The sequence below is a fragment of the Streptomyces guryensis genome, from assembly GCF_021261325.1.
Classification (GTDB): domain Bacteria; phylum Actinomycetota; class Actinomycetes; order Streptomycetales; family Streptomycetaceae; genus Streptomyces; species Streptomyces guryensis.
Genome location: NZ_JAJSBI010000008.1, coordinates 25,737 through 52,718, shown reverse-complemented (window position 1 = coordinate 52,718; position 26,982 = coordinate 25,737). Strand labels below are relative to the sequence as shown.

23 protein-coding genes are annotated in these 26,982 nt (G+C 70.5%); 11 read left to right on the top strand and 12 right to left on the bottom strand.

Annotated features, from left to right (window positions below; all coding sequences use genetic code 11):
• Positions 1-12 precede the first annotated feature (12 nt).
• The 4 genes from LJ657_RS17770 to LJ657_RS17750 all read left to right on the top strand — a co-directional run bounded on the left by LJ657_RS17770 (position 13) and on the right by LJ657_RS17750 (position 4,692).
• Positions 13-1,152 (top strand): 5-(carboxyamino)imidazole ribonucleotide synthase, encoded by a 1,140-nt coding sequence (locus LJ657_RS17770; protein WP_232649598.1) that lies wholly within the window; start codon positions 13-15, stop codon positions 1,150-1,152.
• Positions 1,153-1,540: 388 nt separating this feature from the next.
• Complete coding sequence (purE, locus tag LJ657_RS17760) at positions 1,541-2,068, top strand: 5-(carboxyamino)imidazole ribonucleotide mutase (protein WP_232649597.1); 528 nt, start codon at positions 1,541-1,543, stop codon at positions 2,066-2,068.
• 5 nt (positions 2,069-2,073) lie between these two features.
• Positions 2,074-3,255 carry a dipeptidase gene (locus LJ657_RS17755; RefSeq protein ID WP_232649596.1) on the top strand — a complete coding sequence of 394 codons (1,182 nt, stop codon included), beginning with the start codon at positions 2,074-2,076 and terminating at the stop codon, positions 3,253-3,255.
• Between the two features lie 306 nt (positions 3,256-3,561).
• Positions 3,562-4,692 carry a dipeptidase gene (locus LJ657_RS17750; protein ID WP_232649595.1) on the top strand — a complete coding sequence of 377 codons (1,131 nt, stop codon included), beginning with the start codon at positions 3,562-3,564 and terminating at the stop codon, positions 4,690-4,692.
• Here the strand turns inward: LJ657_RS17750 and LJ657_RS17745 are convergent.
• Both LJ657_RS17745 and LJ657_RS17740 read right to left on the bottom strand, forming a co-directional pair.
• The gene (locus LJ657_RS17745) at positions 4,679-5,068 is read right to left on the bottom strand and encodes a VOC family protein (RefSeq protein WP_232649594.1); all 390 of its coding nucleotides are present in this window, start codon (positions 5,066-5,068) and stop codon (positions 4,679-4,681) included. The genes LJ657_RS17750 and LJ657_RS17745 overlap by 14 nt on opposite strands.
• A gap of 14 nt (positions 5,069-5,082) precedes the next feature.
• The gene (locus LJ657_RS17740; protein WP_232649593.1) at positions 5,083-5,442 is read right to left on the bottom strand and encodes a VOC family protein; all 360 of its coding nucleotides are present in this window, start codon (positions 5,440-5,442) and stop codon (positions 5,083-5,085) included.
• A 105-nt stretch (positions 5,443-5,547) separates the two neighbouring features.
• Between LJ657_RS17740 and LJ657_RS17735 the strand changes: the two genes are divergently transcribed.
• Positions 5,548-6,048 (top strand): CGNR zinc finger domain-containing protein, encoded by a 501-nt coding sequence (locus tag LJ657_RS17735; RefSeq protein WP_232649592.1) that lies wholly within the window; start codon positions 5,548-5,550, stop codon positions 6,046-6,048.
• A 112-nt stretch (positions 6,049-6,160) separates the two neighbouring features.
• Here LJ657_RS17735 and LJ657_RS17730 read toward each other — a convergent pair whose 3' ends face one another.
• A complete protein-coding gene (locus LJ657_RS17730) occupies positions 6,161-7,504 on the bottom strand; it encodes a UDP-glucose dehydrogenase family protein (protein ID WP_232649591.1) in 1,344 nt (447 codons plus the stop codon).
• A 189-nt stretch (positions 7,505-7,693) separates the two neighbouring features.
• Here LJ657_RS17730 and LJ657_RS17725 point away from each other — a divergent pair, with 189 nt between their 5' ends.
• Positions 7,694-8,851: an acyl-CoA dehydrogenase gene (locus tag LJ657_RS17725; protein WP_269786610.1), complete on the top strand. Its 1,158-nt coding sequence runs from the start codon at positions 7,694-7,696 to the stop codon at positions 8,849-8,851.
• 81 nt (positions 8,852-8,932) lie between these two features.
• On the opposite strand, the gene LJ657_RS17720 is transcribed toward LJ657_RS17725, so the two are convergent.
• Positions 8,933-9,499, bottom strand: coding sequence for an acyl-CoA thioesterase (locus LJ657_RS17720; RefSeq protein WP_232649590.1), 567 nt, complete (start codon positions 9,497-9,499; stop codon positions 8,933-8,935).
• Between the two features lie 119 nt (positions 9,500-9,618).
• Here LJ657_RS17720 and LJ657_RS17715 point away from each other — a divergent pair, with 119 nt between their 5' ends.
• Together LJ657_RS17715 and LJ657_RS17710 are read left to right on the top strand one after the other, a co-directional pair.
• Positions 9,619-10,917, top strand: coding sequence for an LCP family protein (locus tag LJ657_RS17715; RefSeq protein WP_232649589.1), 1,299 nt, complete (start codon positions 9,619-9,621; stop codon positions 10,915-10,917).
• Positions 10,910-11,542 (top strand): HAD family hydrolase, encoded by a 633-nt coding sequence (locus LJ657_RS17710; protein WP_232649588.1) that lies wholly within the window; start codon positions 10,910-10,912, stop codon positions 11,540-11,542. The genes LJ657_RS17715 and LJ657_RS17710 overlap by 8 nt, the downstream gene beginning before the upstream one ends.
• 224 nt (positions 11,543-11,766) lie before the next feature.
• Here the strand turns inward: LJ657_RS17710 and LJ657_RS17705 are convergent, their stop codons facing one another.
• Together LJ657_RS17705 and LJ657_RS17700 are read right to left on the bottom strand one after the other, a co-directional pair.
• On the bottom strand, positions 11,767-12,129 hold the full coding sequence (locus LJ657_RS17705; protein ID WP_232649587.1) for a four-helix bundle copper-binding protein: 363 nt from the start codon (positions 12,127-12,129) through the stop codon (positions 11,767-11,769).
• Positions 12,130-12,298: 169 nt separating this feature from the next.
• Positions 12,299-13,780, bottom strand: a complete 1,482-nt coding sequence (locus tag LJ657_RS17700; RefSeq protein ID WP_443735558.1) for an LCP family protein — start codon at positions 13,778-13,780, stop codon at positions 12,299-12,301.
• Positions 13,781-13,907: 127 nt separating this feature from the next.
• Between LJ657_RS17700 and LJ657_RS17695 the strand changes: the two genes are divergently transcribed.
• The gene (locus tag LJ657_RS17695; RefSeq protein ID WP_232649586.1) at positions 13,908-14,936 is read left to right on the top strand and encodes a glycosyltransferase family 2 protein; all 1,029 of its coding nucleotides are present in this window, start codon (positions 13,908-13,910) and stop codon (positions 14,934-14,936) included.
• A gap of 36 nt (positions 14,937-14,972) precedes the next feature.
• Here LJ657_RS17695 and LJ657_RS17690 read toward each other — a convergent pair whose 3' ends face one another.
• The 5 genes from LJ657_RS17690 to LJ657_RS17670 all read right to left on the bottom strand — a co-directional run bounded on the left by LJ657_RS17690 (position 14,973) and on the right by LJ657_RS17670 (position 22,627).
• Positions 14,973-16,559 (bottom strand): LCP family protein, encoded by a 1,587-nt coding sequence (locus tag LJ657_RS17690; RefSeq protein ID WP_232649585.1) that lies wholly within the window; start codon positions 16,557-16,559, stop codon positions 14,973-14,975.
• Between the two features lie 206 nt (positions 16,560-16,765).
• Positions 16,766-18,406 (bottom strand): LCP family protein, encoded by a 1,641-nt coding sequence (locus LJ657_RS17685; RefSeq protein WP_232649584.1) that lies wholly within the window; start codon positions 18,404-18,406, stop codon positions 16,766-16,768.
• Between the two features lie 80 nt (positions 18,407-18,486).
• Positions 18,487-20,211, bottom strand: coding sequence for an LCP family protein (locus LJ657_RS17680; RefSeq protein WP_232649583.1), 1,725 nt, complete (start codon positions 20,209-20,211; stop codon positions 18,487-18,489).
• A 241-nt stretch (positions 20,212-20,452) separates the two neighbouring features.
• Positions 20,453-21,691, bottom strand: a complete 1,239-nt coding sequence (locus tag LJ657_RS17675) for an LCP family protein (protein WP_232649582.1) — start codon at positions 21,689-21,691, stop codon at positions 20,453-20,455.
• A 180-nt stretch (positions 21,692-21,871) separates the two neighbouring features.
• Positions 21,872-22,627: a TIGR03089 family protein gene (locus LJ657_RS17670; protein ID WP_232649581.1), complete on the bottom strand. Its 756-nt coding sequence runs from the start codon at positions 22,625-22,627 to the stop codon at positions 21,872-21,874.
• A 129-nt stretch (positions 22,628-22,756) separates the two neighbouring features.
• On the opposite strand from LJ657_RS17670, the gene LJ657_RS17665 reads away from it, so the two are divergent.
• Together LJ657_RS17665 and manB are read left to right on the top strand one after the other, a co-directional pair.
• On the top strand, positions 22,757-24,232 hold the full coding sequence (locus LJ657_RS17665; RefSeq protein WP_232649580.1) for a peptidoglycan recognition protein family protein: 1,476 nt from the start codon (positions 22,757-22,759) through the stop codon (positions 24,230-24,232).
• Positions 24,233-24,407: 175 nt separating this feature from the next.
• Entirely contained in the window at positions 24,408-25,490 is a 1,083-nt protein-coding gene (gene manB / locus LJ657_RS17660; RefSeq protein WP_232649579.1) for a mannose-1-phosphate guanylyltransferase, read from the top strand.
• Between the two features lie 321 nt (positions 25,491-25,811).
• Here manB and LJ657_RS17655 read toward each other — a convergent pair whose 3' ends face one another.
• Positions 25,812-26,822, bottom strand: a complete 1,011-nt coding sequence (locus LJ657_RS17655) for a DNA-3-methyladenine glycosylase family protein (RefSeq protein WP_232649578.1) — start codon at positions 26,820-26,822, stop codon at positions 25,812-25,814.
• Between the last annotated feature and the right edge of the window lie 160 nt (positions 26,823-26,982).

Genomic DNA, 26,982 nt, shown 5'->3' with positions numbered 1-26,982 from the left:
TACCCTAGGGGTGTGACGTTCCCGGTAGTCGGCATGGTCGGCGGAGGCCAGCTCGCTCGTATGACACACGAGGCAGGCATCCCGCTCGGCATCAGGTTCAAGCTCCTCAGTGACACCCCTCAGGACTCCGCGGCGCAGGTCGTCGGCGATGTCGTCATCGGCGACTATCGCGACCTCGACACGCTGCGCGAGTTCGCGAGGGGCTGCGATGTGATCACCTTCGATCACGAACACGTACCCACCGAGCATCTACGGGCGCTGGAGGCGGACGGCATCCCGGTCCGCCCTGGCCCCGACGCGCTCGTGCACGCCCAGGACAAGGGCGTGATGCGTGCGCGGCTCGACGCGATCGGTGTGCCGTGCCCGCGGCACCGGATCGTGAGCGACCCGGCGGACGTGGTGGCCTTCGCGGCGGAGGGTGACGGCTTCCCGGTCGTCCTCAAGACCGTCCGCGGCGGCTACGACGGCAAGGGCGTGTGGGTCGTCGAGACCGCGGAGGAGGCTGCGGACCCGTTCCGTGCCGGCGTCCCGGTGCTCGCCGAGGAGAAGGTCGACTACGTCCGGGAGCTGGCGGCGAACGTCGTGCGCTCCCCGCACGGCCAGGCGGTCGCCTACCCGGTCGTCGAGTCCCAGCAGGTGAACGGCGTCTGTGACACCGTGATCGCGCCCGCCCCCGGCCTCGACGAGGGCCTCGCCCTGCAGGCGGAGGAGATGGCGCTGCGCATCGCCAAGGAACTGGACGTCGTCGGTCACCTCGCCGTCGAGCTGTTCCAGACCCGCGACGGCCGCATCCTCGTCAACGAGCTGGCGATGCGCCCGCACAACTCGGGCCACTGGACCCAGGACGGTGCGATCACGAGCCAGTTCGCCAACCACGTCCGCGCGGTCCTCGACCTCCCCCTCGGCGACCCGCGCCCGCGCGCCAGGTGGACCGTCATGGTCAACGTCCTCGGGGGCGACTACCCGGACATGTACTCCGCGTATCTGCACTGCATGGCGCGTGACCCCCAGCTGAAGATCCACATGTATGGCAAGGACGTGAAGCCCGGCCGCAAGGTGGGCCACGTCAACACCTACGGCGACGACGTGGACGACGTTCTCGAACGCGCACGTCACGCTGCCGGCTACCTGAGAGGCACGATCACCGAGTGACCTCGGCTCCTCCCTTTCGGGAGGGGCCTGTCACGGCTCGCGCCATGACGCTTCCTGCTTCATCGCCGACTGCCCGCCCGGAGGAGCTCCGTTGGGGTCTTGCACCCGCTCCACAGGCCGGCACCGCCGGCCCGGCGGCCAGAATGCTCTTCGCGGCGTTGTGGTCCCGGTCGTGCTGGGTGCCGCAGCCCGCGGCGTGGGCAGCCGGCAGATGGCGCAACGCCTGCACGCACCTGGCCCCCACGTCTCACCAGCGCATTCAATGTGAGCCGTCTGGCAGTCTGGGAATCTTGGTGTGCGGCAACGTTGATGAACTGCTCCCGCGCATGAGCGGGGCACCTACCCGAACCACTCGGCCAAGGCCGAGGAGGTATGCAAGGAGAATGAGATGAGCCCCGTTGTTGGCATCGTCATGGGGTCGGACTCCGACTGGCCCGTCATGGAGGCAGCCGCCCAGGCCCTCGACGAGTTCGAGATCGACTACGAGGTCGACGTCGTCTCCGCGCACCGCATGCCGCGCGAGATGATCACGTACGGCGAGCAGGCCGCCGAACGGGGACTCAAGGTGATCATCGCGGGCGCCGGGGGAGCGGCCCACCTGCCGGGCATGCTGGCCTCCGTCACCCCGCTGCCGGTGATCGGCGTCCCGGTGCCGCTGAAGTACCTCGACGGCATGGACTCCCTCCTCTCGATCGTGCAGATGCCGGCCGGTGTGCCCGTCGCGACCGTCTCCGTTGCCGGCGCCCGCAACGCGGGCCTGCTCGCGGCCCGCATCCTGGCCACCCAGGACGACGAACTCCTCGGCCGTATGCGGGAGTTCCAGCAGGAACTGAACGACCAGGCCACCGAGAAGGGCAAGCGCCTGCGCACCAAGGTCGAGGGGTCGAGCGGCTTCGGCTTCGGCTCGGGGAAGTGAGGGCGATGACCTCCGCCCCGCTGGAGGCGGCCCGGGAGCTCCTGCGCGAGTTCCCGGTCGTCGACGGCCACAACGACCTTCCCTGGGCGCTGCGCAAGGTTCGCTACGACCTCGACGCCCGCGACATCGCCGTACACCAGAACGCCCATCTGCACACCGACATCCCGCGCCTGCGCGAGGGCGGCGTCGGTGCGCAGTACTGGTCGGTGTACGTCCGCTCGGACCTGCCGGACGCGGTGCCCGCGACGCTCGAACAGATCGACTGCGTACGGCAGTTGCTGGCGCGGTACCCGGCGGACCTGGCGCCGGCGCTGACGGCCGCGGACATGGAGGCGGCGCGCGCGGACGGCCGTATCGCCTCCCTCATGGGTGCGGAGGGCGGCCACTCCATCGCCTGCTCGCTCGGCACGCTGCGCGGTCTGTACGGGCTGGGCGTGCGCTACATGACGCTCACCCACAACGACAACAACCCGTGGGCGGACTCGGCCACCGACGAGCCGAACGTCGGCGGTCTGTCGGCCTTCGGCCGCGAGGTGGTCCGGGAGATGAACCGCCTCGGCATGCTGGTCGACCTCTCGCACGTGGCGGCGACGACGATGCGGGACGCGCTGGACGCCACGTCCGCGCCGGTGATCTTCTCCCACTCCTCGTCGCGTGCCGTCTGCGACCACCCGCGCAACATCCCGGACGACGTCCTGGAGCGCCTGCCGGGCAACGGGGGCGTCGCGATGGTGACGTTCGTGCCGAAGTTCGTGCTCCAGGCGGCCGTGGACTGGACGGCCGCCGCGGACGAGAACCTGCGTTCCCACGGCTTCCACCACCTCGACACGTCCCCCGAGGCGATGAAGCTGCACCGCGCCTTCGAGGAGCGCAGCCCGCGCCCGGTCGCCACCGTCTCGACGGTCGCCGACCACCTGGACCACATGCGCGAGGTCGCCGGCATCGACCACCTCGGCATCGGCGGCGACTACGACGGCACGGCCTTCACCCCGGACGGCCTGAACGACGTCTCCGGCTACCCGAACCTGATCGCCGAGCTGCTGGACCGGGGCTGGTCGAAGCCCGACCTGGCGAAGCTGACCTGGCAGAACTCGGTACGGGTCCTGGGCGCGGCGGAGGACGTGTCCCGCGAGCTCCGGGCCACCCGCCCGGCGTCCAACGCGACGATCGAGTCGCTGGACGGCTGACCGTCCAGGGCGGGGCGGCCGGTACGGCCGTCCGTTCCGCCCTCTCCGCGGCTGCCGCCCCAGCCCCCCGCTGCCGGCCCTGAACGGGCCTCGTCCTCGAACGCCGGACGGGCTGTTGCAGCGGACGCGCGATCGGCCGGCCGACGCCGTGCGCGACCAGGACGGCGGGCGCCCCTCCCCGGCGCCTCAGGAGCACCGAACCGGGCCCGGTACCCCCGAACGCCCCACTCACCAGGAAGCCCCCCGCGCCCCCGTGCGACGGTGACCGTACCCCTTGGGGACGATTCACGACGTACGGAGCCCGCCATGGCAGACCTCCAGGACGACGAACTGCAGACCATCGGGGAGCTCGACGGCATAGGCCTGCCGGACCCCTTCCAGCCCGGGCCCTACAAGCCCGTCTCCGATCCGGGCGCCGCCCCCGTGGAGCGCGCCCACGCCATCCTCGCCGCTCATCCCGTCGCCGACGGCTACAGCGGGCTTCCCTGGGCCCTCAGGCATCTGTCCTGGTACGACCTGGAGCTCGGCGAGAGCGATGTCGACACAGACGTGCCGCGGCTGCGGGAGGGGCACGTCGGCATGCTGTTCTGCTCGCTGCACCTGCCGGAGGGCATCACCGGGGAGCGGACCGTCGTCGAGACCCTGGAGCAGCTGGACCTCGTCAACACCGTGATGCGGGCCCACCCTAACGGGCTGCGCCTCGTCTGCACCGCCGGAGAGGCCACCGACGCCTGCAACTGCGGCCGTATCGCCGTGCTGCTCGGACCCGCCGGGGCCGCCGCGCTCGGCGACTCCCTCGGCATCCTGCGCGGCCTGTACACCCTCGGCCTGCGCGTCCTCACCCTGTCCGGCGTGTCCTGGGCGAGCGAGGCCGGGCTCACCCGGTTCGGCGAGGAGGTCGTGCGCGAGATGAACCGGCTCGGTGTGCTCGCCGACCTCTCCGGCGCGTCCGACGGCACCGTCCGCCGCACCCTGGCGGTCTCCAGGGCGCCGGTCCTGTTCACCCGCTCCGCCGCGCACACCCTGCGTCCCCACCCCGACAACCTCCCCGACGACCTGCTCGGCCGGCTGGGTGCCGCCAAGGGGCTGTGCATGGTGCCGCTGACGCCGGAACAGACGGGCCCGTCCGTCCACGACGTCGCCGACCACCTCGACCATGTGCGCGAGGTCGCCGGCCCGGAGTGCGTAGGGCTGTCCGGCACCTACGACGCCGGCACCGCCCACCCCCAGGACCTGGGCGACGCGTCCTGCTACCCGCACCTCATCGCCGAACTCCTGCACCGCGGCTGGTCCGAGCCCGACATCGCCCTGCTGACCTGGGGGAACGTCCAACGCGTCCTGCGCACCGCCGACTTCACGGCCCGCGCGTTCCAGCAGCGCCGGGAGCCGTCGACGGCGCGGATCGCGGACCTCGACGGCCGGCCTACGGCTCGCTGATCCGGCACAGGCAGAAGGGGTGCCCGGCCGGGTCGGCGTACACCTGGAAGTCCTTCTTCTCCCGGTCCTCCAGGTCCAGCGGCCGCGCCCCCAGCGCCAGCACCCGCTCGTGCGCCGCGTCGATCTCCTGCCACGTCGACCCCGCGTCGAAGTCGAGGTGGAACTGCTGCGAGTTGCGGTCCGCGCGCGGCCACTCGGGCGGGGTGAGGCCCTCCGCCCGTTGGAAGGCGAGCCGCGGCCCGCCGGGGATGTGGAGTACGACCCAGTCGGCGTCCTCCTCCTCGGGCGTACCGCCCGCCACGCCGGCGTAGAAGCGGGCGAGTGCGCGCGGATCGGGGCAGTCGAGGACGACGGAGCGGAAGCGGGCCGCTGGCATGGTGTCCTCCCGGTTCAGCAGGCGCAGAGGCAGAACGGGTGCCCGGCCGGGTCCGCGTAAACCCGCCAGGTGCGCGAGCGGTCGTCGGCGTCCAGGGGCTTTGCGCCGAGCGCCAGCACACCCGCCTCGGCCGCGTCCAGGTCGTCGACGGTCAGGTCCAGGTGGAACTGCTGCGAGTGGTCGGGCGCGGGCCACCCGGGGGCGGTGAAGCCGGGGGAGGCCTGGAAGGCCAGCGCCCGGCCGTCGGGGGTGGTGAGGTCCGCCCAGCCGTCCTCCACCTCGACGGTGCCGCCCAGCACCTCGGCGTAGAAACCGGCCAGCGCGCTCGGGTCGGGACAGTCCAGGACGACGACGCTCAGTTTGGCGAGAGCCATGACTTCCTCCTGCGTTACCTCTAGATGCGGTCATGCAGTAACGGTTACTGCATGCTGCCTCATTGGAGGTAACGTCGCAAGCATGAGTGAGAGATCGGCCGCAGCATGAGTGAGAGATCGGCCGCGCCGGGGAGCCTGGTCCTCGTCGAGTCCCTGGTGAACACCCTGGACATCGAGTCCGGCGCCGACTCGCTGGACACGGCGGAAGGCCGGGCGCCGTTCGGGCTCCCGGAGGGTGAGGTGGCGGATGCGCGCGAGCTGCGCGAGTCACTGCGCGCCGTGCTGCTCGCCCACGCCGGCCATCCGCCGCACGCCCCGGTGACGCCGCTGAGCGATCTGCTGGCCTCGGCGCCCCTACGCGTGACCGTCGACGCCGCGGACGGCTCGGCGGCGCTCGCCCCCGCCGACGCGGGCCCCCTGCTCTCCCGCGTCGCGGCCGCCGTCGCCGAGGCGCTGGTGGCGGGCACCTGGACCAGGCTGAAGGCCTGCGAGTCGGGCACCTGCCACTGGGCCTACTACGACCGCAGCCCGGCCGGCCGCGGGCGCTGGTGCTCCATGCAGGTGTGCGGGGCGCGCGCGAAGATGCGCCGGTACCGGGCGAAGTAGTTCGGCGACCGCGCCGGGGGCCGGTGGTGCAGAATGCAACAAGACGCCGGTTCGGCCGACTGAGCCTCGGCCGAACCGGCGTCGTTCACGTCTGTGAGCCGGAGTCCGGCGGCTACGCGGTGGGACGCCCCATCGCCCGGTACGTCCAGCCGGCCTTCCGCCACAGCTCCGGGTCGAGGGCGTTGCGGCCGTCCAGGATCACCTTGGCGGCCGTGACCTCTCCCAGCTGGGCCGGGTCCAGCTCGCGGAACTCCCGCCACTCGGTCAGGTGCAGCACCACGTCGGCGCCCCGCACGGCCTTCAGCGCCGTGTCGGCGTAGCCGAGTGTCGGAAAGACCTTGCGGGCGTTGTCCATGCCCTTCGGGTCGTACACGGTGACCTGGCCGCCCTGGAGGTGGATCTGGCCGGCGACGTTCAGCGCGGGGGAGTCGCGTACGTCGTCCGAGTCGGGCTTGAAGGTGGCACCGAGCACCGCGACCCGCTTGCCCAGGAAGGGCCCGCCGCCGAGGGCCTGCCGGGCCAGCTCCACCATCTGCCCCCGCTGCCGCATGTTGATCGAGTCGATCTCGCGCAGGAAGGTCAGTGCCTGGTCGGCGCCGAGCTCACCGGCGCGCGCCATGAAGGCCCGGATGTCCTTGGGCAGACAGCCGCCGCCGAACCCGATCCCCGCCCGCAGGAACTTCTTGCCGATCCTGTCGTCGTACCCGATCGCCTCGGCGAGCTTGGTGACATCGCCGCCGGAGGCCTCGCACATCTCCGCCATCGCGTTGATGAACGAGATCTTGGTGGCGAGGAAGGAGTTCGCGGAGGTCTTCACCAGCTCGGCGGTCGGGAAGTCCGTGACGACGAAGGGCGTGCCCTCCGACAACGGCGTCGCGTACACCTCGCGCAGCAGCTTCTCCGCCCGCTCGCTCCGTACCCCGACCACGATCCGGTCGGGGTGCAGGGTGTCGTCGACGGCGAAGCCCTCGCGCAGGAACTCGGGGTTCCAGGCCAGCTCGGCGTCCTCGCCGGCCGGGGAGTTCTCCACGAGGAAGCGGGCCAGCCGGTCGGCGGACCCCACCGGCACGGTCGACTTGCCGACGACCAGCGTGGGCCCGGTCAGATGCGGGGCGAGGGAGGCGAGGGCGGAGTCGACGTACGACATGTCGCAGGCGTACTCGCCGTGCTTCTGCGGGGTGTTGATGCACAGGAAGTGGACGTCGCCGAAGGCGCCCACCTCGGCCCAGTCCATCGTGACGCGGAGCCGGCCGGTGGAGCCCTCGATGCCCGCGACATGCTTGCGCAGCAGCTCGTCGAGTCCGGGCTCGAACATCGGGGCCTCGCCCCGGGCCAGCTTCTCGATCTTCTCCGGTACGACGTCCAGGGCGAGCACCTCGAAGCCCAGCTCCGCCATCGCGGCGGCGTGTGTCGCGCCGAGATAGCCAGTGCCGATCACGGTGATCCTGAGGGCCATGGGTGCTCCAGAAGAGGGACGTGGTTGGTGCCGAGCCGAGCATAGTCGGGCCGTTCCCCGGGCACTTTTCCCGCTGTCGCCAAGGTCACGTATCACTCCCGTGGGCGGCCCCCTAAAATTTGAGTTACTTAACGGTAATTAGCGCCATCACCACAGTGCGTCAGAAGCGTCCTTGGAGCGTGAGAAACCTTGGCCGGATCGGCTGACTTCGACCTGTACCGCCCGTCCGAGGAGCACGACATGCTCCGCGACGCGATCCGTTCACTGGCCGAGGCGAAGATCGCGCCGTACGCCGCCGTCGTGGACGAGGAGGCCCGCTTCCCGCAGGAAGCGCTGGAGGCGCTGGTCGCGAACGACCTGCACGCGGTGCACGTCCCCGAGGAGTACGGCGGCGCGGGCGCGGACGCGCTGGCGACGGTCATCGTGATCGAGGAGGTCGCGCGCGTCTGCGTCTCCTCCTCCCTGATCCCGGCCGTGAACAAGCTGGGCTCGCTCCCCGTGATCCTCTCCGGCTCCGAGGAGCTGAAGAAGAAGTACATGACCCCGCTCGCAAAGGGCGACGGGATGTTCTCGTACTGCCTCTCCGAGCCCGACGCCGGCTCCGACGCGGCCGGTATGAAGACGAAGGCCGTCCGCGACGGCGACTACTGGGTGCTCAACGGCGTGAAGCGCTGGATCACCAACGCGGGCGTCTCCGACTACTACACGGTCATGGCGGTCACCGACCCCGCCAAGCGCTCGAAGGGCATCTCGGCCTTCGTCGTCGAGAAGTCCGACGAGGGCGTCTCCTTCGGCGCCCCGGAGAAGAAGCTCGGCATCAAGGGCTCCCCGACCCGCGAGGTCTACCTCGACAACGTCCGCATCCCCGCCGACCGCATGATCGGCGAGGAGGGCACCGGCTTCGCCACGGCGATGAAGACCCTCGACCACACCCGCATCACCATCGCCGCTCAGGCGCTGGGCGTCGCGCAGGGCGCCCTCGACTACGCCAAGGGCTACGTCCAGGAGCGCAAGCAGTTCGGCAAGGCGATCGCCGACTTCCAGGGCATCCAGTTCATGCTGGCCGACATGGCCATGAAGATCGCCGCGGCCCGCTCCCTGACGTACCAGGCCGCGGCCGCCTCGGAGCGCGGCGACAAGGACCTGACCTTCCAGGGCGCCGCCGCCAAGTGCTTCGCGTCGGACGTGGCCATGGAGGTCACCACGGACGCCGTGCAGCTGCTGGGCGGGTACGGCTACACCCGTGACTACCCGGTGGAGCGCATGATGCGCGACGCGAAGATCACGCAGATATACGAAGGCACGAACCAGGTCCAGCGGATCGTGATGGCGCGGAACCTGCCGTAACCCGCGGGGACTCCACGCACATGCCACAGCCCCCGGCGTCCTGCCGGGGGCTGTCGTGCGTTCTCATGCCGCGTTCCGGGGTCAGTCGTCGAGCCCCTCGGCCGCTCGCTTCTCCCGCAGTTCCACGATCGCCCGCCGCCGTGCCAGCCGGTGAGTGCGGCGGATCTGGGCCTCCTGGTAGCGGCGCCGGTCCTTCTCCGTCTCCGGCAGCACCGGCGGCACCCGGCGGGGCCTGCCGTCGGCGTCCACCGCGGCGAAGACCAGATAGGCGGAGCCGACCTGGGTGGGCGGGGTCGACTCGTTCCAGCGCTCGGCCAGGACCCGGACCCCGACCTCCATCGACGTCCGGCCGGTCCAGTTGACCTGCGCCTTCACATGGACCAGGTCGCCCACCCGGACCGGCTCCAGGAACGCCATCTCGTCCATCGACGCCGTGACCGCGGGGCCGCCGCTGTGCCGGCCGGCCACCGCGCCCGCCGCGTCGTCCACCAGCTTCATGATCACGCCGCCGTGCACCGTGCCCAGAAGATTCGTGTCGTTGTGGGTCATGATGTGACTGAGCGTGGTCCGGGACGCCGAGGTGGGCTTGCCAGGGACATTCGGTATATCCGGAGTGTCCGATTCCATGGCAGGGGCCTGGTCTGTCATGGCCTCCACCTTATGCCGAGGCGTCATCTGCGGACTTTGTGTTGGCTTCGCAACAGCAGTGCCCTGATTTTCCTACGACCCTTGTGAAGGGCATGGCTGCTCCCTGCACACTGGGCCCCATGAACGATTGGCCCGAGGCATGGTCCGACGACAACCGCAACCGGTACGGACGCGGCAGCGCGAGCGCAAACCCTGAGGGCGCCCGCGCGATGCGGCAGGTCCGCCGGCCCGCCCCGGGCGCGTACGGGGCTTCCGGCCCGTCCGCCCCGCCGTACGGCGGGGTGCCCCAGCAGCCGTCGTACGTCAACGGCCAGGGGTACGGCGGCGCCGATCCCGCCGGCGACGGCTACGACAGCGGCTACAACACCGGCCAGGTCTACGGCTCGCCCGGCGGCGGAGGGCCGGGCGGTCCCGGTGACCCGGGCGAGTACCGGCCGCGGCCCAACTGGCGGCGCCGTATCAAGTGGACGGCGATAACCCTGGTCACGGTGCTGGCTGTGACGTCGGTCGCCACGTACTTCTGGGCCGACGGCAAGCTGCACCGGGACGTCGACCTGTCCCAGGTCATCGACCGGCCGGCGTCGGGCGACGGCACGAACTACCTGATCGTCGGCTCCGACAGCCGGGCCGGGCTGACGGCCGCGGACAAGAAGAAGCTGCACACCGGCTCCGCGGAGGGCAAGCGGACCGACTCGATGATGATCCTGCACGTCGGCAGCAGCGGCGACACACTGGTCTCGCTGCCCCGCGACTCGAACGTGACGATCCCCTCGTACAAGGGGTCGACCTCCGGCAAGACCTACCCGGCCACGGGCCGGCAGACGAAGCTGAACGCGGCCTACGCGGAGGACGGCCCGACGCTGCTCGTCCGCACGGTCGAGGCCAACATGGGCCTGCACATCGACCACTACGTGGAGATCGGCTTCGCCGGCTTCGCGAACATCGTGGACGCCGTCGGCGGCGTCACGATCAACATCGACAAGGGCTTCAAGGACAAGTACTCGGGTGCCGACTTCAAGGCGGGCAGCCAGACGCTGAACGGCGAGCAGGCCCTGGCCTTCGTCCGTACCCGGCACGCCTTCGCCGCCTCCGACCTTCAGCGCACGAAGAACCAGCAGAAGTTCCTCTCCGCGCTGGCGCACCAGGTGGCGACCCCGTCGACGGTCCTCAACCCGTTCAAGCTGTACCCGACGATGGGCGCCGGTCTGGACTCGCTCACCGTCGACAAGGACATGAGCCTGTGGGACCTGGCGTCCATGTTCTGGGCGATGAAGGGTGTCAGCGGCGGTGACGGCACGTCGATGAACATGCCGATCTCAGGCTCCACGGGCGGCAACCTCGTCTGGGACAAGGCGAAGGTCAAGACCCTGGTGGACGAGCTGAACAACGACCAGAAGGTCACGGTCTCGGGTGGCTGACCAGTCAGGCAGAGCACCGTTCGACGCGGTGCTCTGCGACGTGGACAACGTGATCCGGTTCTACGACCCCTCCGGGCTGCACAACCTGGAGCGGGCCGCCGGACTCGCCGAGGGCACCACCGCGAAGGTCGCCTTCGCGCCGGAGACCGGTCTGCCGGTGCTGCTGGGCCGGGTCGACCTCCAGGAGTGGGTGCAGGCGATCGCCGAGGGCCTGTCCGGGCTGGTCCCGGAGGAGTCGACGGCCTGGGAGCTGGGCACGGCCCTGCTGGAGTCCCCCTTCTCGGCCGACGAGACGGTGGTCTCGCTGCTGCGCCGGGCCCGCACCCGGGTGCCGCTCGTCCTCGTCAGCAACGCCACCGTCCGCCTGGAGGACGACCTCACCGCGCTCGGTCTCGCCGACCTCGCGGACGAGGTCGTCAACAGCGCCCGCGTCGGCCTCGCCAAGCCGGACCCGCGCATCTACCGCCTCGCGACCGACCTGGTCGGCGCCCGCCCCGACCGCTGCCTGTTCATCGACGACACCGAGGAGAACACAGAGGCGGCAGCCACCCTCGGAATGCAGCCGGTGCACTTCCGCACGGCGGCGGACCTGGAGCGGGCCCTGGAACCGCTGTTCACGCTGTAGCCCACGGGCCTCGCGCCCCCGGTAGCCTGCGGAGACTCGCGCCCCGGTAGCCCGCGGGCATTCGTGCCGCCTGGGGCGGCTCCCGACCCGCGGCAACCCGCACCGCCGGGCCGCGCACCCACCCCCCGGCCGGCACCAACGCCGGGCACCGTGCAACGCAACGCCCCGCCCATGATCAAGGGCACCCCAAGCACGGGTGCCCTTGATCCACGCTCAGACAGCCGTCACATCGTGGCGCCCGACATCGCACGGCACATCTCGGCGCACCGCCGACACGCCTCCGCGCACCGCATCATCTGAGGGTCGTCCGGCATGGCCATACACGCCTCGGCGCACATGTCGCACGCCTTGGCGCACATCGCGCACATCTCGGCCGACATGGGCGAGCGGCGCATCATCATGTCCGCGCACATCCGGGTCGTCTCGGAGCAGTCCATGAGCGCACGCATGATCTGCATCTGGCCCTGGCCGCCCATCTGCATGCAGGAGCTCATGGTCTCCTCGCAGACGGCGTGGCAGGACATGCACGCCTGGACGCAGTCCTGCATCTCCTTGCTCATGGCGGTCATGGTTCCGGGCTGGGTCATGGCTCCTCCTGAGAGGCAGAGGGGCCCGGGGGTGGGCCCCGTGCCCTTCTGTTCCTACGCCTGCCGGGCGCCGGGCGCCATCGGACGGAAGCCCATAATCCGCACCTTGTGCCGCACAGTGCACGACCCCCGACATTCCGTCAGGGGTCGTGGCACAGGTCCGTTCGGGTTACGAGCACATCTCCTGGCCCCCGGTCATCACCCCGGGCTCCCCCTGGTCCGTGGCCTCCGCCCGTACCCCCCGCACCTGCCTGAAGTCGGTCCCCGCGATCACCTTCAGCGTCGGCCCGAGCCCCGGCACCTCCCGCAGCTCGCTCCCGGGCAGCGCGGCGGCCAGCGCTCTCGCCGAGCGGTCCCACCCGGGGTCGTAGGCGATGACCGTCCGCTTCTGGGTGTGGTCGTCGGCGTCCGCCGGCATCCGGGTCGTCCGGAAGCCCGTCGCCGCCAGGGCGGCGTCCACGCGCTTGCCGAGCCCCTGGGTGGGCGTGCCGTTCTCGACCTGGACGTGGATCTGCTGCGGGTCCACCTCGACCGGCACCGGCTGGGGGCGGGACGGGCGGGCGGCCAGCGGCTTGTCGTCACGCAGCGACTGGAAGAGCCGGTCGGCCTTGGCGGTGTCCCATTTCAGCGTCTCGCCGACGCCCGGCACGACGTACCCCATCTGTCCGATGGGCACGGTCGTGAACTCGGAGGACGAGGGGGAGAAGTTGCGCATCGCCCGGCCGAGGTCGAGCAGCTCGTCCGTGCCGAAGCCCTTGTCCGCGCGCACCGACCCCAGCACGGCCCGCGTCACATCCCGGAACTTCATCGGGTTCAGCAGGATCCCGGAGGAGGTGGCCCGCTCGATGAGCGCCGCGAGGAACCGCTGCTGGCGCTTCATCCGGCCGAGGTCGGAGTCCGCGTCGAGGTGCCTGGCACGGACGAACTGCAGGGCCTGCCCGCCGTTGAGGACGTGCGTCCCGGCGGGGAGGTCCAGCCCGGTGTACGTGTCCTTCAGGGGGAGGGCGGTGCAGACCGACACTCCGCCGAGCACGTCCACCGTCTTCATGAAACTGGTGAAGTCGACCTCCAGATAGTGGTCGATCTTCACATGCGTCATGTCCTCGACGGTCTGGACGGTGAGGTTCGGGCCGCCCTCCGCGTACGCCGCGTTGATCTTGATGGGGTGGCCGGGGATCCGCTTCCCGGTCTTCTCGTCGGTGTGCTCGGGCGTCATGGCGTACGAGTCGCGCGGCAGGCTCACCACGGTCGCCCGCTCCCGGTCCGCCGAGATGTGCACGATCATCATGGTGTCGGTGCAGTGGCAGGGTTCGCCGCCCAGGTGGTAGCGGTGCCGCTCCTCCTCGCTGATCCGGTCGCGGCCGTCCGTGCCCACCAGCAGGACGTTCATGCCGTGACCGGCCTTGGGGCGGTTCTTCATGTCCTTGAACGGGTCGACCCGGGCGATGCCCGCGTCCAGGCTGGTGACCACCGCATGCCCGATCCCGGCGGAGGCGAGGACGACCACGGAGAGGGTCGTCGCCGCCCGCATCACCCAGCGCGGCTTCCTCCGTGGCACGGGCGGCCGCGGCCCGCGGGGCGGTGGGGTGCCCGCGGGCTGGGGGCGGCGCTGCGGAGGAGCGGGCGCGGCGGACCGAGGCTGCGTGGGCAAGGGGGACACCTCCGGGCGACGGCCGTACGTGGGACCGTGAGCACCGTAGGCCGATACGATCTGTGGACCGGGCCACCGCCCCGGCGGGGCGCAAAGGTGTCCCCCGTTCGCGGTAACGTAACGGGCGATGAACGCCAACCCCGACGCGCCGCTCCCCGCCGTTTCTGTGATCATGCCTGTCCTCGATGAGGAGCGGCATCTGCGCGGAGCCGTCCAAGCGATCCTCGCGCAGGAGTACGCCGGCGAGATGGAGGTCGTCCTCGCCCTCGGTCCGTCCACGGACCGCACGGACGAGATCGCCGCCGAGCTCGTTGCCGCCGACCCGCGCGTCCACACCGTCCCCAACCCGGCGGGGCGTACGCCCGCCGCCCTGAACGCCGCGATCAAGGCCTCCCGGCACCCGATCGTCGTTCGCGTCGACGGGCACGGCATGCTCTCGCCGAACTACATCGCGACGGCTGTACGGCTCCTGGAGGAGACCGGCGCGCAGAACGTCGGCGGCATCATGCACGCCGAGGGCGAGAACGACTGGGAGCACGCGGTCGCCGCCGCCATGACCTCGAAGATCGGGGTCGGCAACGCCGCGTTCCACACCGGTGGCGAGGCCCAGTCGGCCGAGACCGTGTACCTCGGGGTCTTCCGGCGCGAGGCGCTGGAGCAGCAGGGCGGGTACAACGAGGAGTTCATCCGCGCCCAGGACTGGGAGCTGAACTTCCGGATCCGCGAGGCCGGCGGCCTGATCTGGTTCTCGCCGGAGCTGAAGGTGTCGTACCGGCCGCGCCCGTCGGTCAAGGCGCTGGCCAAGCAGTACAAGGACTACGGCCGCTGGCGGCACGTCGTCGCCCGCTACCATGAGGGCTCCATCAACCTGCGCTACCTCGCGCCGCCGACGGCGGTCCTGGCGATCGCGGCCGGCCTCGTGGCCGGTGCGGCGCTGACGCCCTGGGCCTTCGTTATCCCCGGCGGCTACCTCGCGGCGATAACCCTGGGTTCCGTCCCGGCGGGCAAGGGACTGCCGCCGAAGGCACGGCTGCAGATCCCGGTGGCTCTCGCCACCATGCACATGTCCTGGGGCTGGGGCTTCCTGACCAGCCCCAGGGCGCTGGCGAAGCGCGTCATCGCCTCCCGGCGCCCCGCGGTGCTCGCCTCCCACTGAGCACCGCGGGCCCCTGTCGCCCCGGACCACCAGGTACTACTTCCAGATGTAGTCCGGGTTGACGTGCATGCACTGCTTCTTGTCCGAGCCGTTGATGACCTGCGCGGACGCCGGCGTCCCGTCGTCGTCCGCCGGGGCCGTGTACGTCGTACCGGAGCGCCAGTCGGCGCCGACGACCAGCGTGACCCCGGAGACCGCGGTCGACTTCTTCACCGAACTCAGTGGAATCCCCAGTGACCTGGCGATGCGCTGGGCGTCGCCCTCCAGGTCCGCGCTCGGGTAGCGGACCACCGTCTTCTTCTCGTTGAGGACCGGGGTGCTGTCCGCCGCCGCCTCCGTGAACCCCTTGCCGACGAGCAGCCGGGCGATCGTACGCGCCCGTCCGGTGGCGGCGAGCTGCGTGCCGGACCTGGTGCCGTTCTGCACCTGTACGGCGATCTTGTCGTTCGCCGCGGCCGGGTCCGAGGACGCCGCCGTCTTCGTGGACTTCTTCTTGTCCTTGCCGTCCAGCGCGATGTCCTCGCGGACCAGCCGGAACAGCTTCTCGGCGTCACCCGGCTTCGGCACGACCCGGCCGCTGTTCGTCGTGGAGTACTGCCAGGGCATCGTCGTCATCGTGATGCGCTTGGTGGGGACCTTCTTGAGCTCCTTGCTCAGGTCGAACAGCTTGGCCACGGTGCCGAGGCCGTCGTCGACGGTGAGCGCGCTGGTGGCCGTCTCGGCCAGCTTGCGGAGCCTGTTCGGACTGCCGAGCGTGGCGTTCTCGCGCAGCTGGCGGACCATCGCGTTCATGTACTGGTGCTGGGCCTTGGCCCGCGCTATGTCCGTGTTGTCCTCGAAGCCGTACCGCGTGCGCAGCCACTGCAGGGCCTGGACGCCCTTGACGTATGTGGTGCCCTTCTTCAGCTTCAGGCCCGAGCCGTGGCCGTCGGAGGACTTGGAGTAGACGTTGGCGTCCACACAGACCGGTACGCCGCCGATGGCGTCCGCCATCGACACCACGCCCGCGAAGTCGATCATCATGAAGTGGTCGATGTGGATGTCGGTCAGCTTCTCCCAGGTCGCCACCGTGCAGCCGGGTCCGCCGCGGCCCAGGGAGTCGTTGGTGATCGTCGAGGTGAGTGCCCCGTAGACCTTGCCGTTGCCGGGGTCCGTGCACCTGGGGATGTTCACGAGCGTGTCGCGCGGCATGCTGACCACCGACATGTTGGTGCGGTCCGCCGAGACGTGCAGCAGCATCTGGACATCGGCGCGCGGCGCGGTGTTGAAGGTGTCCTTGGCGCCGCCCAGCTTCTGGTTCTCCTTGGAGTCCCGGGCGTCGGAGCCGATCAGCAGGATGTTCAGCGGTGTCTGGCCGGCCGCGTTGGCCTTCGACTCGGCCGCCCTGTCCTTCTCGTCGCCGAGGTTGAGGGCGTCCTTCTTGATGTTGGCGTTGAGGTGCTGGTAGTAGAGATAGCCGGCCCCCGCCGTGCCGAGTATCACCACCGCCAGGACGATCGCCGCCCAGCGCAGGACGCGCCGTCTGCGGCGCTTCCCGCCGCCGTCCGGGCCCTTCCTGCGTCTGCCGCCGCCGTGTCGGCCGTGCTCGGTCGTCGCGTCCCGGTCCCGCGGTGTCGGGGACATCGTGTCCTCGACCGCGGGAACCTTTCTGCGCACACTGCTCCGCGCCAACTCCCTGCCCTCCCACCCCTGGACATGCCGAACCTCTCCGTTGCCCGTGCCCCCGGATCGGGTGAGAGAGGGCGCGCCGCCCCCTGAAGCCCCTCGAACGTGAGCGCGCCTCATCATTGTGCAGTCAGTTGGGAGTCAGCTGTGGGGATCGGTGAAGATCAGGTCCAGCGGTACGGTGCGTACACGTCCATGCACTGGCTCTTGTCCGAGCCGTTGATGGCGTCGGAGTTGCCGGGCAGTTCGCCGGCCCTGGGCTTGGACTGCTTCGGATACGTCGTGCCGGTGCGCCAGTCGGCGCCCACGACGACAGTGACCCCGGAGACGTCCGTCGACCTCTGCACCGAACTCAGCGGAATCCCGAGGGACTTGGCGATGCGCTGGGCGTCGCCCTCCAGTTCCGCGCTCGGGTAGCGCACCAGGGTCCGGTCCTCGGAGAGCCCCGCCGTCGTGTCCTTGGACGCCTTGCTGAACCCCTTCTGCACGAGCTCCTGGGCGACCGTGCCCGCGCGTCCGGCGGCCGGGCCGAGGGCGGACGTCCCGGTGGCGTTCTGCACCACGACACCGATCTCGCCGTCCGGCGCCGAAGGAGCCTTCGTGGCCTCTTCGTCGGCGGTCGTCTTCTTCTCGCCCGTGGCCTTGCCCTTGTTGTCGAGGGGCACGTCGTCGCGGAGCATCTGCCAGAGCTGCTCGGCGCCCGCGCCGTCCGGTATGACGTGATCGGAGTTCTGCGGGTCCGTGACGTTGGGCATCGTCACCGAGGTGATGCGGTCCGTCGGCACCGACTTGAGCTGCATGCCCAGGTCGTACAGCTTCTTGACCGTGCCGATCTCCTCGGAGACCTTCAGGGACTTCGTGGCGGCCTCGGCGAGGTCGGTCAGCCGCCCGGTGTCGGTGAAGACGTTCTGGCCCTTCAGGGTGCGGATCATGGAGTTCAGATACATGTGCTGGGCCCGGGCCCGCATCAGGTCACTGCCCCAGGCGTGCCGGGTGCGCAGCCACTGCAGGGCCTGCCTGCCCTCGACCTTGTGCGTGCCGGCCGTCATCTTCAGGCCGGAGCCGCCCGGCACGGCGGCCGTCGGGTGGTCCCACACGTTCTGCTTCACACAGACGTCGACTCCGCCGATGGCGTCGGCCATCCGCACCACACCCGAGAAGTCGATCGTCATCCAGTGGTCGATGTAGACCCCGGTGAGCTTCTCCCAGGTGGCCAGCGTGCAGCCGGCGCCGCCGCGGGCCAGCGACTCGTTGATGATCTTGTTCGTCTCGGGATACGTCTTGCCGGTCTTCGGGTCCCTGCACTGGGGGATCTCGACCCGGGTGTCACGCGGAATGCTCACCATGGCGGCGCTCTTGCGGTCCGCGGAGAGGTGGATCAGCATCTGCACATCGCCCAGCGGCGGGGTGCCGCGGTCGTACTTCGCGCCGCCGAGCTTCACGTTCTCGTCGGAGTTACGGCTGTCCGAGCCGATCAGCAGGATGTTCAGCGGCGTCTGCCCGGCCGCGTTCGGTGCGGTCTTCCGCGCCTTGGCGTCGCCGCTGCTGCGCTCGCCCTTCTGGATGTTGCCGTTGAGGTGCTGGTAGTACAGGTATCCGGCGCCGGCCGTGCCGAGTATCAGCACCGACAGCGTGGTCGCGGACCATCTGAGCACCCGGCGCCCCCGCCGCGGCCCGCCACTGCCCCGCCTGCCGCGCCGGACGCCGCCAGGTCCGCCACCGTCGCGCCGTCCGCCCCGCTCGGATTCACGCGTGTGCGGAACGCCCCGGAACGTCCCTTCCCCCTGCACGCTGCTCTGCGCCATCTCCCCGTCCTCCCCACCCTGCGCCCATGCATCAGGCCTGTCGTACGTCCTGTTAGACGTACGACAGGCCTGTCAGGTCACTACTTGGCGCACTCAACCTTGTCGGCCGTGGTCTTGTCCACGTCCGGCGCCTTGGTCGCCGCGGTGAACGAGTCCCCGGCACCCGGGAAGTCCTTGCCGAGCGTCAGGGTGATGGCCGGCAGGCCCTGGGAGTTGGTCACACTCTTGCCGGGCTTCAGCGCCGAGCCGGACAGGCCCAGGATGGCGGCCAGCCGGCGCGCCTGGTCGGCCTGGTCCGGGGCGTACTCCAGCGTCGTCCTGCTCAGCTGCACGCCCGCGTTGCCGGCGTTCTCGGACTTCAGCACGCCCGCCTGGTTCTGCAGGTACTCGAGCTCCGCCTGCGCACTGCCGGGTTCGGCGCCACCGTTCAGGACCCGCACCCGCACCGCGGAGGCGGCCGACTTGGTGCCCTTGAGGCGGGCGGCCACGGCGGCCGCCTCCTTCTTCTTCTGCGCCTTCACCGCGGTGAAGGAGACGTCGTTCTTGATCGCGTCGAAGACCGGCTGGGTCGCGCCCGGCTTGAGGACGACGGTCGCGTGCACCTTCTCGGCCGGGTTGTCGATCACCGGGACCGTGGTGAACGTCAGGTTCTTCGGGTTGAGCTTGCCCAGCTCCAGGCCGAGGTCCTTCAGCTTGCCGATGCTGTCGAGGTTGGAGTCGACGGTCAGCGCCTTGGTGCCCGCCTCGGCGATCTTGATCATCTTCGTCGGGTCGGTGAGCGTGTCGTTCGACTTCAGCTTGCGCATCAGCGCGCTGAGGAACTGCTGCTGCAGCGTGATCCGGCTCAGGTCACCGCCGAAGCCCACCGCGTGCCGGGTGCGCACGAAGGCGAGCGCGGTCTCGCCCTGGATGTGCTGCATGCCCTTCTTCAGGTTCAGGTGCGAGTCCGGGTCGTTGATGTCCTTGCCGAGGCAGACGTCGACGCCGCCGACCGCCGTGGTCAGCGTCTTGACCGCGTTGAAGTCGGCCACCATGAAGTTGTCCGGCTTGATGCCGGTCAGCTCCGTGACCGTGCGCGCGACACAGCTGGGCGTACGGTCGTCCTGGCCGAGGCTGGTGTTGAAGCGGACGTTGCTGGTGCCCGCGATGACCTTCTGGGAGCCGTCGGCCTGTGTGGTCGGGCAGTCCGGGATGTCGGTGATCAGGTCGCGCGGGATGCTCAGCGCCGTCGCGTTCGAGCGGTCCTTGGAGACGTGCAGCAGGATCGTGGTGTCGGCGTGACCGACGCTGTTCTTGTCCCCGTACTTGTCGTTGCCCTTGCCGGTGCGCTTGTCGGTGCCGATCAGCAGGATGTTGATCGCCTTGCCCTTGCTGAAGCCACCGGTGCTCGCGCCGTCGTCGGAGACGGACGTGATGTTGTCGTTGAGGTGCTTGATGTAGAGGTACCCGGCGCCGGCCGCGGCGACCAGCACGAACGCCATGGTGCCGCCGGTCCACAGCAGGGCCTTCTTCGCCTTCGACTTCTTCTGCACCGGCCGGCGCCCGCGCCGCCCCGGCGGCGGCTCCTCGGGCGCGCCGCGGCGACGGCGCTGCGGCGGTACCCCGCGGCCCGGGGCCTGCGGAGTCGCCGTACGGTCGCGGGCCGCGCCGTTCGCGCCACGGGGCGCGGATCTGCGCGGCCGGGGCACCGCTGACTGCGGTGTGGAAGGGGTCAGTCGCAGTTCGTATTCGCCGGTGTTCGGATTGAGCACCCACTGGTCGGCGGGGTCGATGTTCTCCGCCCGCCCACGGCTTTGCGCGTCCACGGTTTCCGAATCCTCCGTCTGGGCCACGCGGCGCCTTCCCCCTCAAAGACGCTCGGGTCTCGGTCACACAGTGCGCGACCCCAGGAAGGACCTGGCGGACGGGGGCACCGGATCGCTCACACTAGCCGCCCAGTTCAGCCTGGAGCGACGCCGGTGACAAATTCCACGTCCCTACAACTGGGCAATCCACCCATTTCCTTGGGTTTTCTTGGGACGGCTGTTCGTCGCGTTGATGCTCGCCCTACCTGCAGCCGTCCTCCGCTGCGGTGTTCCCGCGGAACGTCGGCGCGGGTGAACCGGGCGCCGAGGCCTCGCCGTACCGCTCTGCGCCCGACTTCCCGTCGCCGTATCCGTACGCACCGTAGTCGTGCGACTGCTCATATGAATCCCCGCCCGAATCCCCGTGCGAGTTCGCCTCGATACCGCCGGCCGAATTACGGCCCTTTGAGTCGGAATCCCGCGGAACTTCCTTCGCGACCGTCAACGGCGCGTCCCTGCGCAGCCGTTCGAACAACTTCTGCGCCTCCGGCTCCACGAGCTGGTCGCGATTGGCGTTGTAGACGTACGACTCCCTTGGAACCGTGAGGAATTGCACCGCTTTCGTGGGGATGTCGCGAAGCCCGCGCACGAGTTCGTACAGCCCGCGCAGGCTCGCCAGCCCAGGGTCGGTGGTGAGGGACGACGTCGCGGCGTCCAGCACGGGATAGAGCTTCACCGGATTCAGCAGTACGTCGTTGCTCTGGACCTTGTTGACGAGCGCCCCGAGGAACCGCTGCTGACGGTCCATCCGGTCGGTGTCGCTGCCGTCGCCGAGCGACTTGCGGGCGCGCACGTAGCCGAGGGCCTGCTCACCGTCGAGCGTGACCCGTCCCGCGGGCAGCTTCAGCCTGGCGGCCTTGTCGTCGATCGGCTTCGTCAGGCACACCTGGACGCCGTCGACCGCGTCGACCATCTTCTTGAAGCCGTGGAAGTCGAGGACGACGTGGTGGTCGACGCGGACGTTCGTCAGCTTCTCGACGGTTCGGATGGTGCAGGCCGAACCGCCGGTCTCGAAGGCCGAGTTGAACATCGCGAACATCGGCTCCGAGCGGCCCCCGTCGCGCATCAGACAGGAGGGGATGTCCACCATCAGGTCACGGGGAAGGGAGATCGCGGTGGCGGTGTGCCGCCCCGCGGACAGATGCAGCAGGATCGTCGTGTCGGACCGCTCGGTCCCCGAGTCCCGCCCGTACCGCGCGTTCCCGTCCCCGGACCGCGTGTCCGACCCGATCAGCAGGATGTTCTGCGCGTCCTTGACGAGCGAGGTGGGCCGCTCCTTCTCGTACCGGGCGAGCTCCCGGGCGGCCGCGTTGTCGGACCTGATGTTGCCGTCGAGCTTCGCGTACACCACCCACCCACCCCCGACGGCCCCCACGACCACAGCGGCGACCGCAAGCCCCCCGAACCGCACCCACCGCCGCCGACGACCTACCGAGGCCATGCTCCACCCCCTCACGGCGTAGGAACGCGCAGCTCCGACCTGCGGCTCTTACGACCATGGCCCAGCAGGGCCGGTGGAGGCGTCCGATGCTGATCCATCCGGGTGACCGCAGCGGCTCTCAAGGGGCGCCGGGAACTGCGCGATCAGCCCCCACCGGCCCGCACCCGGAAAGCGACCGCCTCACCGGCGCACAACACTCACCCGCTCACTCTCGACCCGCTTGGCCAGCCCCTCTTCTCCCAACTGCTCCAGATGCCGGCACAACACCACGGACCCCCCGGTGGCAAGCGGCCCGTACAAACCGGCATTCAGTCCCTCCCAGGTGTCGTACGACAACCCGGACAGAATCCGTGACCCCGGCCCGGTAAGGCCCAGCCCCGCCGCCTCCGCCCGAGCCCGCTCGACAACCTCCGCCCCGCTGAACTCCCGCCCGGCCACGATCAGCCCGGCCTCCTCAGGGCCCACCGCCGCGAACGGTACGAACCGGTCCCCCTGGCTCGGCACCTCCACGGCGTAGTCGGCGAAGCCGTCCGGCACCTGCGGGAACCGGCCCCCCAACGGCCGCAACGCAAGGGCGACCCGCTCCCCCCGGCAGGCCCTCGCGGCGGACAGCGTGTCCGGCCCGCTCACCACCACATCCGCCGCCGCCGGATCCCCGCCGACATCGGCGACCGCCCCCACCGACGCGCAGGCGATCAGCCACACCGCGGTCTGCCAGTGCGCCGGCAGCAGCAGCGCGACCCGGTCGCCGGGGGTCGCGGAGAGGTCGCCCTGGAGGAGATTGGCGGTCTTGGCCACCCAATTGGCGAAGGTGGCCACGGAGAGTTCGACACGCTCACCCGTGGCGTCGTCGTAGAAGGTCACCAGGGGGCGTCCGGGGTCCGCGGCGAGCGCGGAACGCAGCAGGTCGGCAGGGGTGTGGTCGGTGGAGTTCACCCGCGCAAGGGTACGCGGGCGGCCGCTCGCACACCCCTTGATGGGGCCACCGGTTCGGACGAACGAAAACCGACGGTCCGTCAATTCCGGGATGGACAGATATGTATGACTATGTCCAACATCAGGAGCATGCGTGGATTCCTTGCCTCCTCGATCGCCTCCTCGATCGGCGTCGCCTGCGCGGCCGCCCTCGCCCTTCCTCTGACCCTGCCCGCGCCCGCGGCGACGGCCAGGGCCGGGCTCGGCGCAGCGGGGTCCGCGCCGGCGCCCGCCCGGTCCGACGTTCGCGGCAGCACCCAGTCGCTGCCCCTCGCCCCGCTCGCACCCCTGACCCGCGCCATCGGCTCGACGGCCTCCACGGCCTCCATGGCCCTCGCGGAGGAGGGCCTGACCCGCCGGGACGTACGGCGGTTCTCGATGGTCGGCGTCATCTGGAACAACCCGGACACCGCACTGCACGGGCAGGTCCAGGTCCGCACCCGCGCGGCGGGCACCGGCGTCTGGTCCGGCTGGCGGAGCCTGGAGACGCACAACGACGACGCGGCCGACCCCGGCACCGACGAGCGCACCTCGGGCCGCGTCCGCGGCTCCACCGCGCCTTTGTGGGTGGGCGACTCGGACGGGGTGGAGGTCCGGGTCGAGGGCGATCGCCGCACCGAAGGCCGCGCTCCGAGCACCCGCGCCCTCCCGGCCGCCTCCGGTCTCCCCTCGGGGCTGCGTCTGGAACTCGTGGACCCGGGCGACCCGGACGAGGCGGGCGACGAGGTCCCGATGCGGGGTACGGCACCGGGCGTGGCGCACGGCAGCCAGGCCGGACCACCCGGTGCCGGGGCCGGCAACTCCGAGTCGGCCGAAGCCCTGGCCTCGTCCACCGCCAACGCCGATCTCGTCCCGCTCGGCGCCACCGTGATCCCCGCGCTGAGCCGGTCCGCGACCGTGCGGGAGATGCGGACCCTGCGCGGACTCGAGTTGACGGCGGGTCAGCGGAAGAAGCCGCACATCGGCCCCCGCCCCCGCATCGTCACCCGCCGGGGCTGGGGTGCGGACGAGGACCTGCGCGAGAGGGGGTTCGCGTACACGAAGAAGGTCAAGGCGGCGTTCGTGCACCACACGTCGTCCGGCAACACCTACCGCTGTTCGCAGGCCGCCTCCGTCATCCGTGCCATCTACCGCTACCACGTCGTGAGCATGGGCTGGCGCGACATCGGCTACAACTTCCTCGTCGACAAGTGCGGAACCATCTACGAAGGGCGCGCCGGGGGAGTGGCGAAAGCGGTCAGGGGCGCTCACACCCTCGGTTTCAACAACAACAGCATGGGCATCGCCGTCCTCGGCAGCTTCAGCAAGAGCAAGCCGCCCGCGGCCGTGCTGAAGGCCATCGCCCGGCTCACGGCCTGGAAGCTGGGCCTCTACGGTGCCAATCCGCGAGGAAAGACATATCTGAAGTCGAGCGGTGGCAATCTCTACCGAAAGGGGAAGAACGTCCGAATGAATGTGATCTCCGGCCACCGCGACGGCTACCCCACGGCATGCCCGGGCTGGCAGCTCTACCGCAAGCTCGGCACGATCCGCTCCACCGCGGCGCACTACCAGGGCCGCCGCTGAGAGACTGCCGGGCCCCGCACCGGGGTTGGCCACGGAGGGGTTATCTACGTCATAGCGGGGCACCGGGCGGAACGCGGAACGCCGCACGGCCGTCCAAATCACCACACGAAGGTCTGCACAAACTGGCCGGCCGAAAGACAGTTCGGCCGGTCCCGGCAGGAAGCAGAGACGACAGGTGACAGAAGCGATCCTCCTGGTCGGCGGCAAGGGCACGCGGTTGCGCCCGCTCACGGTCCACACACCGAAGCCCATGGTCCGCGCGGCCGGCGTCCCGTTCCTGACCCACCAGCTGGCGAGAGCGAGAGCGGCGGGAGTGGACCACATCGTCCTGGCCACGTCCTATCTGGCCGAGGTCTTCGAACCGCACTTCGGCGACGGCTCGTCCCTGGGTCTGCACCTCGAGTACGTGACGGAGGAGGAACCCCTCGGTACGGGCGGCGCCATCCGCAACGTCGCGTCCCGGCTGCACTCCGGCCCCGACGAACCGATCCTGGTCTTCAACGGTGACATCCTGACCGGCCTGAACATCCGGGCCCTGGTCGACACCCACGAGAAGACGGGCGCCGACGTCTCCCTCCACCTCACCAAGGTCACGGACCCGCGCGCCTACGGCCTGGTCCCCACGGACGAGACCGGCAGGGTCCTCGCCTTCCTCGAAAAGCCGCAGACCCCCGAGGAGATCGTCACCGACCAGATCAACGCGGGGGCGTACGTCTTCCGCCGCTCGGTCATCGACACGATCCCGGCCGGCCGCCCGGTCTCGGTCGAGCGCGAGACCTTCCCCGACCTCCTCGCGGCCGGCGCCCATCTACAAGGCATGGTCGACTCGACGTACTGGCTCGACCTGGGCACCCCGGCGGCCTTCGTCCGCGGCTCGGCGGACCTCGTCCTGGGCCGCGCCCCGTCCCCCGCGGTCCCCGGCCGCTGCGGTGACCGCCTGATCCTGCCGACGGCGAGGGTCGCCCCCGACGCCAAGCTGACGGGCGGCACGGTGGTGGGCGAGGGCGCGTTCGTGGCGGAGGGCGCGCGAGTCTTCGGCTCGACCATCCTTCCCGGCGCCGTCATCGAACCCGGCGCCGTCATCACTGACTCCCTCATCGGCACCCGCGCCCGCGTCGGCGAACGCTCCGTCCTGACCGGCACGGTCATCGGCGACGGCGCGGTCATCGGCGCCGACAACGAACTGCGCGACGGCGTACGGGTGTGGTGCGACGCCCGAATCCCGGCGGGCTCGGTGCGGTTCTCCTCGGACCAGTAGGGCGGGTGGGGCACCGGGCTGAGGTCTGCTCAGGCTGTGGGTGGGGGTGGGCTGCGATTTGCTCGGCCTGCGGGCGGGCGGGGCGCCGGGCTGAGGTCTGCTCAGGCTGCGGGTGGGGGTGGGCTGCGATTTGCTCGGCCTGCGGGTGGGGGTGGTGCTGGGCTGCGATCTGCCCGGCCTGCGGGCAGGCGTGCAGGCCGGGGCAGCCCTGCGTAGCCTGCGGGCGATCGTGCCATCTAGGGGCGGATCCCGACCCAAAGGCGGCGCCCCGCAAGCGCGGGCGAGCGCACCCACCCGCCGCCAAGCCGCAGCTCCGGGCCCCTACAGCCGCCCGATGTCGGTTTTCGGCATCTTCGGCATCCGCCGCGCCGGCGTACGCCCACTCAGCAGAATCAACCGCGCAGCCCGATGCCGCTGCCCCGCATACGGCTCCAACAGCTCCAGCATCGCCGCATCGTCCGCATCCCGGTGCCCGGCAAGCGCCCACCCCACGATGCCCGGCAGATGCAGATCCCCGACGGTCACCGCATCCGGCGCCCCATGACTGCGCTGCACGGTCTCCGCCGACGTCCACGGCCCGATCCCCGGCACGACCTCCAACCGCGCCTGCGCGGCCGCCGGCTCCATCCCGACCGCTTCCTCCAGCCGCGCGGCGACCTTCACGGCCCGAAGAATCGTCGACGCCCGCTTGTTGTCGACCCCGGCCCGGTGCCACTCCCACGACGGAATCAACGCCCACGTCCGCGGCCCCGGCATCACCCACAGCCGCCCGCCCGCCGCGGGCCCCGGCGCCGGCTCCCCGAACTTCCGCACCAGCAGCCGCCAGGCCCGGTACGCCTCGCCGGTCGTGACCTTCTGCTCCAGAACCGACGGAATCAGCGACTCCAGCACCAGCCCGGTCCGCGTCAGCCGCAGCCCCGGCCGCCGATGCGCCGTGTGCGCCACCAACCGGTGCCGCGGCACGAACGCATCGGGCTCGTCCGCGCCCCCGAGCAGCTCTGGCAACCGCTCCAGCAACCACTCGGCCCCCGGCCCCCAGGCCTCCCCCCGCACCTCACCCCCGCACACGGAGACCCGCAGCGTGCCGGGCCCGACAGGAGTCAGACTGGCCCGCCACACGGACCCGTCGGGCATGGCCCGAAACGTCGGGTCCCCGCCACCACGCCGCAGCGGCCCCAGCACAAGCCCGAGATCAAGCGGCCCGTCCGGTAGGACGGTCCGCACCCGCCCCGGCGCCTCGGCCTGCCGAGGCACACCCCCGCGCGCGGGCACGGCAACATGACCACCGCGCACGGTCGTACGGGTGGGTCGGGGAGCGAATCGTCCGGCCACGGATGAGTTCCTGGGATGTCGGGGATTGCCTTATGAGACTAGGCCGTACATACGAGCGCCGGTGCGCGCTTTCACAGGGCGCGGGGAACTGCGCGACCAGCCCCCATTCACCCCAGCCGCGCACGAATCCCGGACCCCCCGAACCGTAGGCATCCGGCGC